The organism is Companilactobacillus zhachilii, from assembly GCF_003606365.2.
Lineage (GTDB): Bacteria > Bacillota > Bacilli > Lactobacillales > Lactobacillaceae > Companilactobacillus > Companilactobacillus zhachilii.
The window spans coordinates 2,152,020-2,170,047 of the sequence record NZ_CP031933.2 but is presented as its reverse complement, the minus strand read 5'-3'; the positions used below and the strand labels follow the sequence as shown (position 1 = coordinate 2,170,047).

The following is an 18,028-nucleotide window of genomic DNA, read 5'->3' as shown; positions in this document are numbered from 1 at the left end:
ATAGGAGTGAAAGATAGATTGAATATTAAAGATTTTAAAAATATTACCGATAATCAGATTAAAGGTTTGACCATCGTACCTTTGAGAACTGGATCTTCAAAAACATATACAGCAATGGATTTTGTTAGCCAGTCTAATAATTCAAAATATGATCGGATAATTTATATTACTAATAAGAATAATAACCTTCCGATAGAAGAATTACGGGCAGCTTTTAAAAGAAATCAATCAGAAAAATCAAGTTTTAAAAATAAGGTTTTAATTGTTAAATCAAATTTTGACTCGATTGTAGAAAATTTGCCTAAAGCTAATGTTCCTTCGATGTTTCAATCAAATACGTATCACAAATTAATCAAACAAATCGATATATACATAAATCATTCAGGTAATGATAAGGATGATGATTTACAAAAGTTTGCGAGAAGTTATATTGAAAATGGTATCGACTCAGGCAGAGGACTTGAGAAAGAATTTAGACATGAAATATATACAAAATTACGACATTTTGCGATTAAGCAGTTAGAAAATTCTGATTCAAATTTATCTATAAAGGAATATATGTTGAAGACCGTTAGGGAAGACAAGAGTTTCAGGTGGATTTCTTCGGTTTTTCCAACGATTTTTATAGAAGATTATCAGATATTAATGATGAATACATCTAAGTTTCTTACCTCCTACAGCACTATAGTGGGGGGTCCTCAACAATTTTTAACTAATAAAGTAATAATCAATAATGCTCTGATTATTATTGACGAATTTGATCAAACTAAAAAGGTCATTTTGAGAAAAATAGAGGATCAAGCCATAAGAAATATTGGGGATCTTTTTAAAGATTTTCAAGGGTTTCAACAGGTATTTGATTGTAAAATTTCTGAAGATTTGAAGAAGCTTCAAAGTCCTAAGATGATTGAAAGCTTTGAGGATATAAAAAAGAAATATGTTGAAATTAAAAATAAATATCATACAAATGCTAATTGGTATCTTAATGAACGTAATACCGTCCATGAATTCATGTTTTTTGATGGAAAGGTGAATACATTTTTAAATAATGACTCAAAAAAAGATTGTACAGTTCTTATAATACAAATAACCCAGAAGTATCTATGAGGATTGTTGATGAAAAAGATGTGAGTGAAGATAATATCAGTATTTTGGGAGCAATTTTTGAAATAAATAGTTTTTATAAAAAATTAGGTTATTATTTTAATAATTTTGCTCATAAGTATCTGGAAAATCAAGCGAATGTCCATAGTAATCAAGATATTAAAATCGACTACAACAATGCTCTATCAACCATTATTCATATATTTAAATTGGATGATAAGCAATCCGGCATTATCCTGGATGAGATGCGTTATACAGGTAAAATTTTACCTAAGAAAGTATTTAAATATAAGACGAATTCTTTCTACGATTATGGGTTACGTCTAATTTCTTTGGAAAATGGAATTAGTCATAACCTTAGTACTGTTTTTAATACATATACTATCTGGGATACACCAGAAAAGATAATGCTCTATTTAGCAAAGAAAAACCATGTAGTCGGTTTATCCGCAACAGCTGGTATAAAAAGCAAACTTTCTAATTATGATTTGGATTATTTAGAAGGATGTCTAAAAGATAGTTACGTTAATGCCATTGATGATAAATTGATTTCAGAAGAAACATTAATTGAATTAAATAACCAGGACAAAGAATATACGAATCAAAGCATACCAATTAATTCGTCTTCAACTGAACAAATAGGTGAGTATTTGGATTACGGAGATCGTTCAAACCCTGGGGATTTAAATAATATTTTGAAAAAAATAATGGGAGAAAAATTCTCAATAGATAAAATAACGGCTATAGGAAATGGGATACAAAGTCGAACGACCGAAAATTATCTCATGAAAAGGTATCTAGAAATTATTTATTCTATGGCAATATTTTTTAAAAATAAAAATTTGGAGTCATTCTTATGTTTGAATAATAAATCTGCTAAAGAAAATGATAATAAATTGGATTTAAATTTATTGAAAAATGTTTTTGATTATTTTAACGAAGAAAATTCTGATGATGCATATCTGTTTAATTTACAAGGTGAAAATTTTGCAGAGACAAAGGCAAAAATAAAAAGTAAGTTACATAAAGGCGGTAGAGTTTTTGTTTTAAGTACGTACCAGACTATAGGAGATGGCCAAAACTTACAATATACTCCTTTTAGTTCAGAAAAATTAAAGCAGATTAATATAAGCAATTTTTCCGAAACAGACCAACGTTATACAAAAAAGGACTTTGATGGTTTATATCTTGGGGAGATAACGTATGTTATCGAGAGTTTGTCAGATTCTGATTTTGACGTAAAAGAATTGTTGAATTATTTTTTTCAAATTGAGTATTTAGCTAAATCATATGAAATAAGTATTAACGAAAAGAATTATCTTATAAATAGAGGATTACAAAAGATTTCGAATGAAAAAGTTTATAGCAATCTTAAACTGATAACCAAAGAATCAAGTCGTAGAAAACTTTTGACTACTGTTATTCAAGCAGTGGGGCGTCTAAGTCGAACATTTAATAAGAATGAAATAAGCATTCTTATTTCTGACAATCTTTTAAAAAATCTTCCATACGATGATTTAAAAGAGATGAAGGATGCTGGGTTATTAACAATGGAAATGATTAGTGTTTTTGAACTATTACCAGATAAATCAGAAATCTCTCAATCAGTATCTGATAAAAATCGCCGGAATAATGCTAAGAACAGAAATGAGGATTGCGAGTTATTTGTTTATCGTATTTTGAGTAGCTTTCGTCAGGCTGAAAATTATGAATCTGGTCAAGATTATGATGATCTGAGAGAATCTGTTTTGAAACACCCAGTTCTTACTGAAGGGGAGCAGACTGATTATAGTGAGTTTTATATTGAAATGGATGGCCCTGAATATTGGATTAGTAGTGATAAAAATCCGAATTATTATTTTAAAAAAGATATGACAAATGAATCATTAATAGAAATTTCTGAACGCAGCTCCACATTACCTGATTTTATGAAGAATCCAATAGTTCGTAAATATTTTGTAGATAATGGCTGGCCTACAAAATTTCGAACAGATGGCAGAATAATGTGTTCATATCTTTTTCAATTTATCTATAAGGCGATAGTTGCTGAAAAAGCTGGGATTGCTATATTAGAGAATCAATTGAATATCAAATTGAAACGTTTTTCTAAGGAAGGTTTTTTTGAAAAATTCGATTATGAGTTTATGAATGGGCAAATCGTATTTGATTTTAAAAATTGGAAAAACTTTGATAAGGAGTTCGAACAAGAAATTGATCGAGTATCAAAAAAATTAGATGAAGTTAATGGTAAAAAAGCATTTATTATTAATTTAATTGGTGATGGAAGTTATCTGCCATATGAGACTAACGATGAACGGATTGTAATTGTACAAAGTTTAATGAATAAGGATGGTATTTTGAATGATGGAAATATTAGATACATCGCAAAAAGAATCGCTCAAACAAGTTAATACAATTGACTTTGTTACACACGATCAGAAGATAAGATCTGATTTTGATATTTTTGAATTCAAAAAAAATAAATCTAAGGACAAGTCAAAAGAATATATAAACTTTCCATTCGAAAAGCTCTCTGAAATCAAGAAATGTGCTGTGACGAATCAATATTTTTCAGTATTTCTAATTGTTGTCAAAGGTGTAACTAACTTAGATTATTTGCAAGGTTTGGAGATTGATGATTATCAAGTTAGTTCAATAGATATTAATGATTTGAAGAAACATCGTGCAAGTTTAGTTAATTTATTTTTGAATTTGTATGGTTCTAAAATTCTTCCTCAAACAAAAATTAGTAAAAGTACGTCATCTATATATGGTGAACTTTTTTATCCCGTGGGTAAGAATGACGATCCATACAATAGACATGTACTAAGTCTTAAGTATTATAAAGGCTTGAATATTAGTGTTCAGTCTTTTAAGAAAAAAATCGATAATCATAAAGTTAAGTATTTTTGGGATAACGACTCCTTGGTACCATCAAGAATTTATAACTCTAAGGATAAAGCGAATGACTATTGGATTCAGGGTGGACGAAGTAGTGAGAAAAATTTAATAACTTTTCTATCCCTTAATAGTTTTAAAGAATATAAGAATTCTAAAATTGGTGTTTTATATACAATAATCGATGATTTTAATGAAAGTTTGGGAAAATATATTGAATTTCATTTATATGAAATGTCCAAGGATGAAGAGGTTGTTTATCAATTGTCTTCAAATAAACAGTTGTTCTTAGAAAGTGCAATTAAATATTTTTCTGGTAAGAAAATTAATGTTGTAGATTATATAAATGAAGACAAATCAGTGCAGTTTGTAGAAAAAATCATTTTAATGTTAAATCAAGAAATTGAAAATTTAGATGTTACACGAAGTAATAAATTAAAAAAAGGTATAAATATTTCGATAACGAAGGATCCTAAGTATTATTCGGGAAATGATAAAGATGATCCTTACAAATCTTTTTCAAAAGAAATAATAGTACAAAACATAACTGAGGATAATCTTGAAATAAAAAAGGAAAGTAGTTTGATTAAAAATCCAATATGTTTAAAAATCTTACAGGAATTGATGGTAAAGGATAGTATCGGTAAGAATAAAATTGAATTTACTTTTATTCCCAAAGAAAAAATAAATACTAAATATAAGTTTGTGACTTTTCATAGGTATTATTATGGAAAATTTTATAAGGATTATGCAGTGACTTCCCAATTTGATAATGATGGCAATATTATTTTTGATTTAGAAAAATCAGAGGATTTCTTTAATGAAGAATCAGTACTCGCTAAGAATTTAGCTGATTTGGGAATTAAAGAAAAAAATAAAGGTACAGTGGAGTGCATATTTTATGATGAGGTAAAAAATCCAAATGTAATTTTAAATATTGGAATTTATGAAATACCTAAAATGGAAACCATTAGTGAAAGACTAAGGCTCGCCGATGGAAGAAAGAAGCCTTATGTAAAACGACTTATTAATGATTTAGAGCTTTTTGAAAATCAATATACAGAGTATAAAAATGATGTCGATCTGAAGAATGTAAAGCAACTTTTACTTGAATTTGATGAGGAAAAAATAAGTCTAAACGAATATCGTCAGTTATTGAGTAAATGTAATATTACGGGAAGAAAAAAGATTGGAAAGGCTTATACAGATTACCTAATTAAATTGAATAGCCCTTACATAGCTTTCAGTAATCATAGGGGGAGAGATTTTAAAGAAGATTATTCGCCTTTATATTGGACTCATTTCTTTAGAAATATTCCAGGAATTGATAAAACTGTTTATGCAAGAGGTAAACAAGTACCTGTTAATCATGAATTCTATTCTGTTGCGGAAGGTACTTCAAACATCAAGCAAACATATGAGAAGGGATATCCAATCAGGAGAATTATAAATAAAGGCTTCAGATTTTCAGAAGAGTACAATAAATTGTTATCAGAAATGTTCGATGTTGATTTTGTACGTATAAATCAAGCGACTGTTGTTCCATTCCCAGTAAAATTTAATCGTGAATATTTCAACATGGTGAAGAGGAATCTTATTAAAGAGTAACAATATAGGCACTAAAAAGTACCTATACCACTAAAAAGTACATACTATCCAATTATTACAATTCGGTTTATATTAATAATACGAATTCAATAACGAGGAGCATAATATGATTACTTCATTAAATGATCGCATTAAATTAAATAACGGCACAGCTATTCCTGGTTTGGGCTTAGGTGTTTTCCAGATTCCTAACGAAGACACAGCGGATGTTGTTGCCAATGGAATTAAGCAAGGCTATCGCTTGATTGATACTGCACAAGTTTATGGCAATGAAGAGGGCACAGGTGTTGGTATCAAGCGCGGACTCAAAGAAAATAACTTGAAACGTGAAGATTTATTTATTACTTCAAAGGTTTGGAACAATCATTTAACTTATGATGAGACACTTGCTGCAGCAAATGACAGTCTGCAAAAATTGGGCTTAGATTATTTGGATCTTTATTTGATTCATTGGCCTGGTGATGATTCTTTCAAAGATTCATACTTAGCTTTGGAACAACTTTATAAAGAAGGCAAAATCAAAGCCATTGGTGTCAGCAATTTTCAAATTCATCATTTGGAAGAATTGGCTAAATTTGCGACAGTTACACCGGTTTTAAATCAAGTGGAATCACATCCCAAGCTGATTCAAACTGAACTTCGCGAATTTGCTGCCAAGCATAATATTAAAATTCAAGCCTGGTCACCATTGATGCAAGGTAAAATTCTAAAGGACGCTACTTTGGAGTCGATTGCTACCAAGTATGGTAAATCGACCGCTCAAATTATTTTACGTTGGGATATTCAAAGGGATATCTTATTAGTTGTTAAATCAGTTCACCCTGACCGTATGGCAAGCAATGCCGACGTTTTTGACTTTACTTTGGATCAAGCAGATATGGATAAAATAAATGCTTTGAACGAAGATTTGCGCGTGGGTCCAAACCCAGATGAATTTGATTTCTAATTAGGAGGTAATGTTATGGATCTTCACTTAATAAATAAAGTGGCTTTAATAACTGGCTCAACCAAAGGTATCGGTAAAGCAATTGCTATTGAAATGGCCCGTGAAGGTACGAATGTCATTATTAATGGAAGAAAACAGTCAGAAGTTGATCAGATTGTGGCTGAAATTAAACATGATTTTCCTAAAACTAGTCCTATTGGAGTAGCTGCTGATTTAGCTAATGAAGCAGAACGTCAGAAATTGTTCACCCAAGTTCCAGAAGTAGATATTTTAATTAATAATATGGGTATTTTTCAACCAATGGAGTACCAAGATATTACGGATGAAATTTGGGAAAATTTTTTCAATATTAATGTTTTAGCAGGAAATTCTTTGGCTAAATTCTATCTACCTAAAATGTTAAACCAAGATTTTGGTCGTATCATCTTTATTGCAAGTGAAGAAGCCGTAATGCCTTCTGGTGAAATGCCACAATACAGTATGACCAAATCAATGAATCTATCTTTGGCTAAGAGTCTATCGAAGTTAACAGTTGATACTCATGTGACCGTTAATACAATTATGCCAGGGTCTACCTTGACTGAAGGCGTTCAAAAGATGCTCGATGATATGTATAAAGATAGTGATTTGCCTAAGGATAAGTGGGAAAAGGACTTCATGAAACATCATCGTTCTCGTTCCCAAATCCAACGTTTAATTAGACCAGAAGAGATAGGTCGATTTGCGGCATTTGTTGCTAGTCCAGATTCCTCATCATTTTCTGGAGAAGCCTTACGTGTTGATGGTGGATTAGTGCCAACGATCTTTTAATTTATAGCTAAAAAAGCAGGTAACTGGAGGGGGTTCCAGATACCTGCTTTTTAAGTTTTAATAAGAAATTCGTGAAGTCATGTAAATGCTCGAAAATTCCCAGGCTTGTTTCACTCTCTATTTGAAACGAGTTACGCAAGCCAATTTTTTCCGCTTTACCTAACTTCCCAAATCATCCGCAAAAAACGCGGACAATTCGTGAAGTCATGTAAATGCTCGAAAATTCCCGGGCTTGTTCCACTCTCTAGTTAACAACTTGTTCTTTCACGTATTGGGCATATAAACTATGGTCTTTCATTAATTCTTGGTGAGTTCCATGACCTGTGACTGAGCCATGTTCGATGAAGTAAATTTGATCTGCATCAACGATTGTTGAAAGTCTATGTGCGATAACAAGAGTAGTTCTGCCAACCATCAATTGATCTAAGGCTCGTTGAACTTTTTCTTCTGATTCCGAATCAAGGCTGGCGGTGGCTTCGTCTAACATCAAAATCTTTGGATTACGGAGAAAGGCCCGAGCAATAGCAATTCGTTGTTTTTGTCCACCGGAGAGTTTGACACCGCGTTCACCGATTTGAGTTTCCAATTGATCAGGAAAGTTACGAACGAACTCGTCGGCATAAGCTAATGATAAACCGTGCCAAAGTTGTTCATCGGTCAATTGTTTATCCAATCCGTATTGTAAGTTGTCTCGAATGCTACCAGCAAAAACGGCACTATCTTGGGAAACGTAGCCGATTTGGGAACGCCAATTAGCTAAATCAATATTTTTAATATTGTGGTCGCCAATTAAAATGGAACCACTATCTGGTTGATAAAATCTTTCTAGTAGAGAGAAAATAGTTGATTTACCACCACCAGAAGGTCCAGCAAAGGCAATAACTGTATTAGGTTTAGCCTCAAAAGAAACATTTTTCAAAATAGGTTTATCAGAGTCGTAACTAAAATCAAGCTGAGTAGCTGTAATAGTTTGTCCCTCGACATCAATTGCTTTTCCCGCGGTAGTAACTTCTGGTTTTGTTTGTAAAATTTCTTGAATGCGTTCAGTTGAACCCATTGCTTTTTGAACTTGGGAGAAGAAGGTCGCAAAGCTGGCTACTGGAGTAATGATATTAAATAGGTAGAGTAGAAAGGCGACCAAGGAACCGCTTGAGAGGGTACCTTGTTGAATTCTAACAGCACCATAACCTAAGATACCGACAAAAACACCTAACATAGCTGTTGTCATAATTGGTTGTAAAACGGCTTCTACACGGGCATCTTTAATTCCGACTTTGAAAATCTTGTCGATAAAGTTGCCGCCAGTTGCACGTTCAAAGTTTTCACCATTGCTTGATTTGATTAAACGAACTTCGGCTAATTTTTCGCTAGCATCGGCATTAAAATCAGCAGTGGCGGCCTGCAGTTTCCGACCTAGTTTTGACATGATTCGACCAATCGGTAAGAGAATCAAGACGAAGATAGGGATGATGCCAAACATAAGTGATGCCATTTTCCAATCCATGAAGAATAAGATAATCATGGAACCAATTAATTGAATAGCTCCGGTAATAAAATTAGGGAACTGAGAAGTAATTAAATCTTTGATCACACTCGTATCATTGACTAATCTAGAGCTTGTTTCACCTGACTTATGATCGTCAAAGTAATCAACGGGTAATTGTAATAAGTGAGCCCATAATTTTTCACGTAATGTCTTAACCGAACTTTCACCGACATAACGCAGGATAAAGCTACCAACGGTCCCAAAAACAAGTTGAACTAAGAATGCTAAGACTAAAACAACTAACATCTTACTGTCAATTTTGGAAAGTCCACTTGTATCAACTAAGCCTTTGGTTAATTGTGGCACGACCAAACTGGCACCACTAGTTACTAAACTTAACAACATACCGAGCATGAATAAGCTCTTTTTAGGATTAACACTGTTAATCAAACGCATAAAATCTCGGAACTTGAATGTACCATTACGCTTAGGTAATTCGTGTCCTATCATTGCTCCATTGTGCATTGTACTATCCTCACAAAATTGAAATTAATATTCTGGACCACGCCAGAAATTGTTACGAAAATCAGGCCCATGTCCGTGACCAAAATTCTCATGGCCCCTTGCTCCACCAAAATTAGGACGGCAATGGCCATTAAAAGGCATATTGTGCATATTTTGACGCATTTCATGTCGCATTTGATCGATTTCCTCATCGGTCATATTTTCACGCATATGCATCATTTGATTACGCATATTCAACATAGCTTTGAATTTGTCCGTTGGATCAACGAATTTAGCTGAATTTTTTTTGAAATCTTCATCCCAACCGTCAGAAATTTTTTGAAGGTAATCGCTGAACTGGGTTTGCTCATCTGAATTTAAACCGGCAAAGAAAGTCTCACTGTAGTCCTCATTTTTTAGGGATGCATTTTCTTCAGCTTTTTTTTGACCAGCTTCGGTTAAGTGCACATGTTTGGTACGTTTGTCTCGTTCATCTTCAGTACGAGTGATGTCACCATTGTTTTCCATTTTCTTTAATAGCTCCGCAATAGAACTAGGACGAAGGTCTAGAACTTCGGCAAGGTAGTTTTGCGTTAAGCCGTCTTCCAGTTTAAGAATAGCTAGGACCCGTTGTTGACCAGTTAATTTTTGTTTTTTTTGACTCATAAAGTAATTACCAGCTTCACTGATAAAACGTAGTTGTTTCATTAAATCATCTGTAAGTTGACTCATATTTAAAATCCTCTTTTCGTTTTTATTAAATTAATTCGGTACCGAACTTTATTGCAAGAAGAATTATAGTTCGGTACCGAATTAATGTCAACGAAATTTTATTATTTTTTTGAGAAGATAGTAATTGTGGGAGAAGTAGGTTGCTTGGTTCATATTGAACTGCATTATTAGAAGTTATTTTGGGTTCTTTCTCAATTTTGGTTATAGAATCGAATATAAAAAAACTAGATATGTTTTCCTGGTATAAATTCAGAAAAAGCATCTAGCCTTTTACTCATATTCAATTTCAAATAATGTGTAACCCTTTTATCGAATCAATTAGACCGTATAAAAAACAACGAATATATTAGTCTCTGGGTGAAAGAAATGTTGGCAGCAGTGCAGGTGGTGTAATGGCTTTAGCCATTACACCACGGGACGAGTTTTGAAATTCGCGCTTTATGCGAAGTTCAAAATCGAGCATGGAGACCTTGGCTTCATGCGGTCCCCACAGCGCCAACATTTCTTGCCCCCAGAGACGGCAACTAACCAAAACTAATTGATTGACATTAAATTAAAAAAATAATAGTATGTACGAATGGTAAAAATTACTATTTAGAAGTGGGGATTTAAAATGCGTCAAAATATTATTTTGGAATGTAGTAAGACGAATGAACGTCTATATCTAACCAGTAAAAATAAACAGAACCATCCAGATCGTTTAGAATTAATGAAATATTCACCAAAAACAAAACAAAGAGAAATTTTTAAAGAGGTTAAGTAATTATGGCAAAGAAATCAAAGATTGTTAGAAATAAGAAACAAATGGAATTAATTGAAAGATATGCTCAAATCCGAAAAGAATTAAAAGCTAAGGGTGATTATATTGCTCTTTCAAAGCTACCAAGAGATTCTAGTCCAGTTCGTTTAAAGAATCGTGACTCAATCGATGGACGCCCCCACGCCTACATGCGTAAATTTGGGATGTCTCGTTTGAATTTTAGACAGTTAGCACATGCCGGTCAAATTCCTGGTGTGAAAAAAGCTAGTTGGTAATAAGGGGAAAAATTATGAAAAAAATGTCTACAGCAACAGCTTACCGTCAGCTCAGGAGTCCTAATATCAAGACTCGTAAGCGTGCGTTACGTGCCATTAAGGATAATAAACGTAAATAAATTAAGATTATAATAATATAATGGAAACGCTTTCTTTTCCTGATATAATTAACTTGTGAAGGATTTAATTAATGGGAAAAGAGGGGACAATTATGGCTAATGCAAAAAAGAAAAAGCACAGCTTTCCTTCCGCGTATACTGTTATTATTATCGTTTTGATTTTGGTTCAAGCTTTAACGTTCTTTATTCCATCAGGGAAGTACAGTACCTTGGAATATAATTCGGGCTTGGACAAATTTGTTATTACCGAAGCTTCTGGTAAGACAATTAAGAAGAGTGCCACTCAAAAGACACTCGATGATTATAAGATTAAAATAAATGTTTCAAAATTTAAGGATGGGACAATTTACCGTCCAGCGGCTATTCCAAATACTTATCATCAAATTAAGAAACCAAAACGAGGTGTTTTTGGCACAATCAATCAATTCTTAACGTCACAAGTTCAAGGGATTGTTGATAGTGTTGATATCATCGTGTTTGTTTTGATTCTAGGTGGTGTTATTGGGGTCGTTAATCAAACTGGGGCGATGAACTCCGGAATGATGCGACTGTCTGAAGTATTGAAAGGTAAACAGAAGTGGCTGATTTTTATTGTCACAGCCTTGATTGGATTAGGTGGAACAACTTTTGGTATGGCTGAAGAAACCATTGCCTTTTATCCAATCCTTATTCCAATTTTTTTATTGGCAGGGTATGACACGTTGACCGTGGTCGCAGCGGTATATTTGGGTACCGCGATTGGTTCCATGAGTTCGACAATCAATCCATTTTCAACGGTTATTGCTTCCAACGCTGCTGGAATTAATTTTACTGACGGTATGCCAATGAGAGTTTTAATGTGGGTTGCCTCAATCGGTATTTCGATTATTTATACAATTCATTATGCTGAAAAAGTTAGAAAAGACCCTTCCAAATCATTTGTTGCTGACCAGGCAGAGACTGATAAGGAGAAATTTTTAGGTGACTTAGATTTAACGACTAAAGGTGATTTCACAATGCGCCAGAAGTTATCCTTGATTGTTTTTGCACTAGGATTCGTGGTCATGATTTATGGTGTACAACAATTAGGCTGGTACTTTACTGAAATTGCGGTTGTTTTCTTGGCTGTAACGTATATTTTGATTTTTACAGCTGGCTTAAAAGAGAGCAAGTTTGTCGATAGTTTCGTGTCCGGGGCTGGAGATTTGCTGGGCGTTGCTCTAACAGTTGGTTTAGCTAGATCAGTTGGTATCGTAATGGAAAAGAGTTTTGTCAGTGATACGATCATGAATTACTTTACCAACCAGATCAAAGGGATGAATAGCGTTTTGTTCATCTGCGTATTATTCTTCGTATACATTATTTTAGGTTTCTTTATTCAATCATCATCAGGCTTGGCCGTACTATCCATGCCTATCATGGCGCCATTAGCCGATGTGGTTGGAATTGATAGATCCATGATTATCAACGCCTATAATTGGGGTCAAGGTTTGATTGGACTAATTGCACCAACTGGATTGATTTTAGTATCATTAGCAATGGTTAATGTCGGTTTTGACAAGTGGTTGAAATTTGTCATGAAACTACTAATTATGATAGTTGTTTTGATACTGGTCTTCTTGAGTGTCGGAGTGTTGATTTAGAAATAATTTAAGGCCTAAAATTAGTACTATTTGTGAAAAAAAGACTAGATACTTTTTATCTCAGGCAATATATCGAGATAAAATATTTAGCCTTTTTTAGTATCTTCAATACGCGTGGTGCTAGTTGATTTTTTACTATAGATTTGAAATTCAATATACCCCTTATCATATGACTTTAGTTATCAGTGACATTATAATATTGAAAGTTATTCACTATTGATTTAGAAATAAAGGATAAACTAGCCGGAAAGAACAAGAAATTTTGGTCGCTGTGCAGGTGGCATTGGCGCTTCAGCGCCTACACCACGGGACGACTTTTGAAATTCGAATGGTCTTCTCGAAGTTCAAAATCGAGATTCGAGACCGCACTTTGGCTCGAATCGGTCCCCATAGCGACCAAAATTTCTTGTTCTTGGAGGCGGCATATTTAAGTAACTGAATTTGAAAAACGATTCCTTTTCATTTTGCCCCATCTTTCATCTCCGCTATAATTGAGTTAATTACTTTGTTTTGGAGGGAAAAAATGTCTGATTATAGAATTGAAGAAGATACACTTGGTGCCGTAAAAATCCCCGCTAATGCACTCTGGGGTGCTCAAACTGAGCGTAGTCGTAACAATTTCTCAACTGGTGCAAAAATGCCACTTGAAATTATCAAGGCCTTATTACAAATTAAGAAGGCTGCTGCGATTGCCAACAAAGAAGTTTCAGCAATTGATGCTGCTAAGGCAGATTTAATTGTTGAGTCCATCGACCAACTGCTAAGTCTTGAAGACACTGATTTGCGTAAAGATTTTCCTTTAGTCGTTTATCAAACAGGTTCTGGAACACAAACGAACATGAATGTTAACGAAGTTGTGGCTCATGTGGCTCAAAGAATCAATGCTAAAATTGAAATTTTGCCTAATGATGATGTCAATCATGGTCAGAGTTCCAATGACATTTTCCCTACTGCAATGAACATTACGGCCGCTATGGCGGTTGATAAACTTGAAGAAGCAACCAAACATTTGATTAATGAATTGAGGCAAAAACAAGCTAAATATTGGCGAGTTGTCAAAATTGGTCGAACACATTTACAAGATGCTACACCATTAACTTTTGGACAAGAAGTCAGTGGTTGGGTCAGTATGTTGGAACATGATTTAGACTATTTGCAAACTTTGAACAAGACACTCGGTGAGTTAGCAATGGGTGGAACAGCTGTCGGAACAGGCTTGAATGCTGCTCCTGGTTTTGCTGATAAAATTGCTGAGCAGATGAGCCAAGTTTATAATCATGAATTCACTGCGGAAACCAATAAGTTTTATGGATTGGCAGCTCACTCAGGCTTAAATGTGGTTCACGGTGCTATCAAAACTTTGGCTAGCGATTTATTAAAGATTGCTAACGACGTCCGTTTCTTAGCTAGTGGTCCTAGATCGGGTTACGGTGAATTGAATATTCCCGCAAATGAACCGGGTTCATCGATTATGCCTGGAAAAGTTAACCCGACTCAGGCAGAAGCAATTACAATGGCGGCCGTGCGAGTAATGGGTAACGATGTAACGGTAAATATGGCTGCCAGTCAAGGTAACTTTGAAATGAACGTTTATAAGCCAGTTTTGATTTATACCTTCCTAGAATCAACTGATTTATTGACAGGAACAATGAATGGTTTTGCCGATAAGATGATTGCCGGTTTGACTGTTAATGAGAAACGAATGGCTGAATTAGTAGACCAATCATTAATGACTGTCACAGCATTATCACCTCACATTGGTTATCATGAAAGTGCAGAAATTGCGCAACAAGCTTTACGTGAAGGAACAACTTTGAAAGTCGCTGCTTTGAAATCAGGTAAGGTAACTGAGAAACAATTTGACAAATGGGTTGTACCGATTGATATGACTAATATTGAGGAGAAGTAAAATGGCAGAAAAATTTGTCTTTGAATCGAGCGATTTGAGTGAATTAAAGGATAACTATGACGTTATTATTATTGGTTCCGGTGGAACTGGTTTAACGAGTGCTATTCAAGCTTATGAATTAGGTTTGAAGCCAGTCATCTTAGAAAAGATGGATAAAATCGGTGGAAATACGACACGGGCATCTTCAGGAATGAATGCGGCCGAAACTTCAGTTCAATTGGACCACAAAATTGTTGATAGTTTTGAAGATTTTTACAATGAAACTTATCTCGGTGGTGGCAAGCAAAATAATACTGAGTTGCTTAAATTTTTCACTGAACATGGGGCTTTAGCAATTGATTGGTTAGCCCAACATGGTATTAAATTAGATGATTTAACCATTACTGGTGGGATGAAAACAATGCGGACACATCGCCCAAGTTCATTAGCGCCAATTGGTGGTTATTTGGTAACGGAACTATTGAAGTGGGTTGCTAAGGACGAAATCCCATTATTTACTAGTATTAAGGTAACTGGCTTATTGAAAGATAATGGTCGAATTTCTGGTGTAAAAGCTGAAACTGATCGAGAAGTTGATATTCATGCGAAAGCAGTTATTTTGGCCACTGGAGGGTTTGGCGCTGGTAAAGATTTGTTAGCTGAATATCGTTCAGACTTATTGAATTTACGGACGACCAATCAGCCTGGGGCCACTGGAGATGGCTTGAAGTTAGCTCAAAAAGTGGGTGCCAAATTAGTTGATATGGATCAGATACAAGTTCACCCAACAGTTCAACAAGATACACCGCATGCCTTTTTGATTGGTGAAGCTGTTCGTGGCGAAGGGGCTATTTTAGTTAATAATAATGGTCAAAGATTCGTTAATGAGTTGGATACGAGAAAAAATGTCACTAAAGCAATTGATGATTTAGGTGGAACGGGAGCCTATTTAATTTTTGATCGCGATATTCGTAATCGTGTTAAAGCAATCGAATTTTATAATCATGTTGGTTTAGTGAAAACAGGGCAAACCTTAACTGAATTAGCCACTGAAATTAATATTGATGCTGAGAATCTTGAACAAACAGTTGCTGATTGGGATAAAACGGTTGAGAGTCAAAATGATTCTTCATTTGGGCGTACAACCGGAATGGAACGTAATATCTCTGATGCGCCGTTTTATGCGATCCATATTGCTCCAGCCGTTCATTATACGATGGGTGGCATAGCGATTAATCATCAAACGCAAGTGCTTGATGAATCGGGTCAGGTAATCAAAGGGTTGTTTGCTGCAGGTGAAGTAGCTGGTGGTTTGCATGGAAATAATCGTATCGGTGGTAATTCCATCGCTGAAACGGTTATCTTCGGTCGTCAGGCTGGACAACAAGTGTTTAAGTATTTGCAAGATTAAAAGAGTGTCGTGTTATTTGAAATTGAATATAAACAAAAAGCTAGATATTTTCCCTTGGTATAATAAATCCAGAAAAATATCTAGCTTTTTTTATGTTGGATTTTATAATTAAACTTGAGAAAGAGCCTGAGTTTGGTTTGCTAATTTTTTTGTTTTAAGCTGCACGTTTATGGGCAATAATGCTAATTAAATTTTCATGAAGTTAGACCAATTTAACTAAATCAGTGGGCTTTTGGAGTAGATAATCTACCTTAGAAAATTCAGGATTGTCTTTAGCACCCCAGCTTGCGAGAGCAAATTCAACTTTAGCATTTTTGGCACATTGGAAATCATAAATAGAATCACCAATGTAAAGTGTTTCAGCAGGGTCAACTTTTAAAGTTTCGATGGCTTTAAGAATCGGTTCAGGATTGGGTTTGTGAAGTTTAGTTTTTGAAGCAGTAATAAAGGTATCGAAGTATTTTTCCAAATTGAACTTATCTAAAACAATTTTCATTTCCTGGTTAGTCCGTGATGTAACGATGCCTAGTTGCACACCTTTAGCTGTTAGTTGCTGCAACATATTTTCAATACCAGAGAAGAGCTTAGCATAGTGAAACATCTGATGGTCGTTGTGTTCCCACAATTCGAGTAGTTCTTTACTTTGTTGGGGATTATTTGAATATTTTTGAACGGCTTTAGTACCTGGAATGCCTAGAACATAAAATAGTTCTTCAGCCTTTGGTTCAATATTCAAAGTATCTTTCAAGGTCTTTTGCCATGATTTGATAATTGTTTTTTCTGTATCAACAAGTGTTCCATCAACATCAAATAAAATTGTTTTAGACATAATAAATTCTCCTTAAATGTAAATCATTTGTGTTTTTGATTTTAAAAGCCGATTCTCGAGTTTCCTTGGCAGATTGTCGTTAGTAATGATGTAGTCGATTTGATTCAAATTAAGTACCTTAAAGTTGTGTTTAACATTCACCTTGCTACTGTCGAGCAATAGAACTAAATTCTTGGATTGTTTACGGATTTTAGCTTTGTAGTCAATGTCGTCATCATAGGCATAATAAATACCGTTTTCGTCAATACCTACACTGCTCAAAAAGGCATAGTCGAATGTGTAATTCTCAAGGTCCAGACAGGGTCTAGTACCAGTGACACAGCGTTTTTCAGCATCAAGATTTCCACCTAGGATACGGGTCTTACATGGTGAATTTCTTAGGAGTTGATCAGCAATGTCGAGAGAATTGGTAACCGTGAATAAATTAGGATTAGTTATGTATTTAGGCATAAATTCTACGGTTGTGGAAACATCTAAATAGACTTGAGTGGCTTGATTGGTAAAGACAGCGGCTCGTTTAGCCAATTCTCTTTTGGCATTAACGTAATCGTCACTTCGTTGCAGATAATTGTCTAATTTTTTAAAAGTGTTGGGGAGACTGATACCACCATAATTACGTTCAACTAAATCATTTTCAGCTAGTTTAACGATATCTCTTCGAGCGGTATCACGGGAAGAGTGGGTCAGTTCGATAATTTCTTTTAAGGACAAGGTTTGTTTTTCTTGAAGTGTTTTTAAGATAAGATCTAATCGTTCTTTTTGCATGATAATAATCACCAATTAAGTTATTTTAAGTTCTAACGTGATAGTAACTTATCATGACTTAAAAAGCAAATGTGAAACGAGCGCGCGACACAACTTAAAGTTTATTTGGAAACTTTCAATCTTTAGCATGCGGCGTAAACGTGGGATAGAATATTGCTTTATCTACTTAAAATAAATGACGTCAGCAATCCAAAATCGGGTTACTGGCGTCATTATTTTCTAATTATGTTTTTTGAAAGCTTATTAATCAGGATGATCAGCCGTCATTTGA

The 18,028-nt window shown here is 34.4% G+C and carries 15 protein-coding genes; 11 read left to right on the top strand and 4 right to left on the bottom strand.

Annotated elements, in window-relative coordinates; translation table 11 throughout:
• Window positions 1–18 precede the first annotated feature (18 nt).
• The 5 genes from D1B17_RS10005 to D1B17_RS09985 all read left to right on the top strand — a co-directional run bounded on the left by D1B17_RS10005 (window position 19) and on the right by D1B17_RS09985 (window position 7,366).
• On the top strand, window positions 19–1,107 hold the full coding sequence (locus D1B17_RS10005) for a hypothetical protein (RefSeq protein WP_120141853.1): 1,089 nt from the start codon (window positions 19–21) through the stop codon (window positions 1,105–1,107).
• On the top strand, window positions 1,104–3,515 hold the full coding sequence (locus D1B17_RS10000; protein WP_120141854.1) for a hypothetical protein: 2,412 nt from the start codon (window positions 1,104–1,106) through the stop codon (window positions 3,513–3,515). The genes D1B17_RS10005 and D1B17_RS10000 overlap by 4 nt, the downstream gene beginning before the upstream one ends.
• Complete coding sequence (locus D1B17_RS09995) at window positions 3,466–5,610, top strand: hypothetical protein (RefSeq protein WP_120141855.1); 2,145 nt, start codon at window positions 3,466–3,468, stop codon at window positions 5,608–5,610. Before D1B17_RS10000 ends, D1B17_RS09995 begins: the two co-directional genes overlap by 50 nt.
• A gap of 106 nt (window positions 5,611–5,716) precedes the next feature.
• Complete coding sequence (locus D1B17_RS09990) at window positions 5,717–6,556, top strand: aldo/keto reductase (protein WP_120141856.1); 840 nt, start codon at window positions 5,717–5,719, stop codon at window positions 6,554–6,556.
• Window positions 6,557–6,571: 15 nt separating this feature from the next.
• Entirely contained in the window at window positions 6,572–7,366 is a 795-nt protein-coding gene (locus D1B17_RS09985) for an SDR family NAD(P)-dependent oxidoreductase (RefSeq protein ID WP_120141857.1), read from the top strand.
• A gap of 244 nt (window positions 7,367–7,610) precedes the next feature.
• Here D1B17_RS09985 and D1B17_RS09980 read toward each other — a convergent pair whose 3' ends face one another.
• Entirely contained in the window at window positions 7,611–9,377 is a 1,767-nt protein-coding gene (locus tag D1B17_RS09980) for an ABC transporter ATP-binding protein (RefSeq protein WP_120141858.1), read from the bottom strand.
• Between the two features lie 24 nt (window positions 9,378–9,401).
• Window positions 9,402–10,088, bottom strand: a complete 687-nt coding sequence (locus tag D1B17_RS09975) for a MarR family winged helix-turn-helix transcriptional regulator (protein WP_120141859.1) — start codon at window positions 10,086–10,088, stop codon at window positions 9,402–9,404.
• A gap of 613 nt (window positions 10,089–10,701) precedes the next feature.
• On the opposite strand from D1B17_RS09975, the gene rpmG reads away from it, so the two are divergent.
• The 6 genes from rpmG to D1B17_RS09950 all read left to right on the top strand — a co-directional run bounded on the left by rpmG (window position 10,702) and on the right by D1B17_RS09950 (window position 16,163).
• Window positions 10,702–10,851, top strand: coding sequence for a 50S ribosomal protein L33 (rpmG, locus tag D1B17_RS09970; protein WP_120141861.1), 150 nt, complete (start codon window positions 10,702–10,704; stop codon window positions 10,849–10,851).
• A gap of 2 nt (window positions 10,852–10,853) precedes the next feature.
• A complete protein-coding gene (gene rpsN / locus D1B17_RS09965) occupies window positions 10,854–11,123 on the top strand; it encodes a 30S ribosomal protein S14 (RefSeq protein ID WP_120141862.1) in 270 nt (89 codons plus the stop codon).
• A 14-nt stretch (window positions 11,124–11,137) separates the two neighbouring features.
• Window positions 11,138–11,242: a putative metal homeostasis protein gene (locus D1B17_RS12645; protein ID WP_166806670.1), complete on the top strand. Its 105-nt coding sequence runs from the start codon at window positions 11,138–11,140 to the stop codon at window positions 11,240–11,242.
• A 92-nt stretch (window positions 11,243–11,334) separates the two neighbouring features.
• Entirely contained in the window at window positions 11,335–12,864 is a 1,530-nt protein-coding gene (locus D1B17_RS09960) for a YfcC family protein (protein WP_120141863.1), read from the top strand.
• Window positions 12,865–13,387: 523 nt separating this feature from the next.
• Window positions 13,388–14,773, top strand: coding sequence for a class II fumarate hydratase (locus tag D1B17_RS09955; protein ID WP_120141864.1), 1,386 nt, complete (start codon window positions 13,388–13,390; stop codon window positions 14,771–14,773).
• Between the two features lies 1 nt (window position 14,774).
• On the top strand, window positions 14,775–16,163 hold the full coding sequence (locus D1B17_RS09950; RefSeq protein ID WP_120141865.1) for a flavocytochrome c: 1,389 nt from the start codon (window positions 14,775–14,777) through the stop codon (window positions 16,161–16,163).
• A gap of 202 nt (window positions 16,164–16,365) precedes the next feature.
• Here D1B17_RS09950 and D1B17_RS09945 read toward each other — a convergent pair whose 3' ends face one another.
• Complete coding sequence (locus D1B17_RS09945) at window positions 16,366–16,992, bottom strand: HAD family hydrolase (RefSeq protein ID WP_120141866.1); 627 nt, start codon at window positions 16,990–16,992, stop codon at window positions 16,366–16,368.
• A gap of 12 nt (window positions 16,993–17,004) precedes the next feature.
• Entirely contained in the window at window positions 17,005–17,757 is a 753-nt protein-coding gene (locus D1B17_RS09940; protein WP_120141867.1) for a DeoR/GlpR family DNA-binding transcription regulator, read from the bottom strand.
• Window positions 17,758–18,028 lie beyond the last annotated feature (271 nt).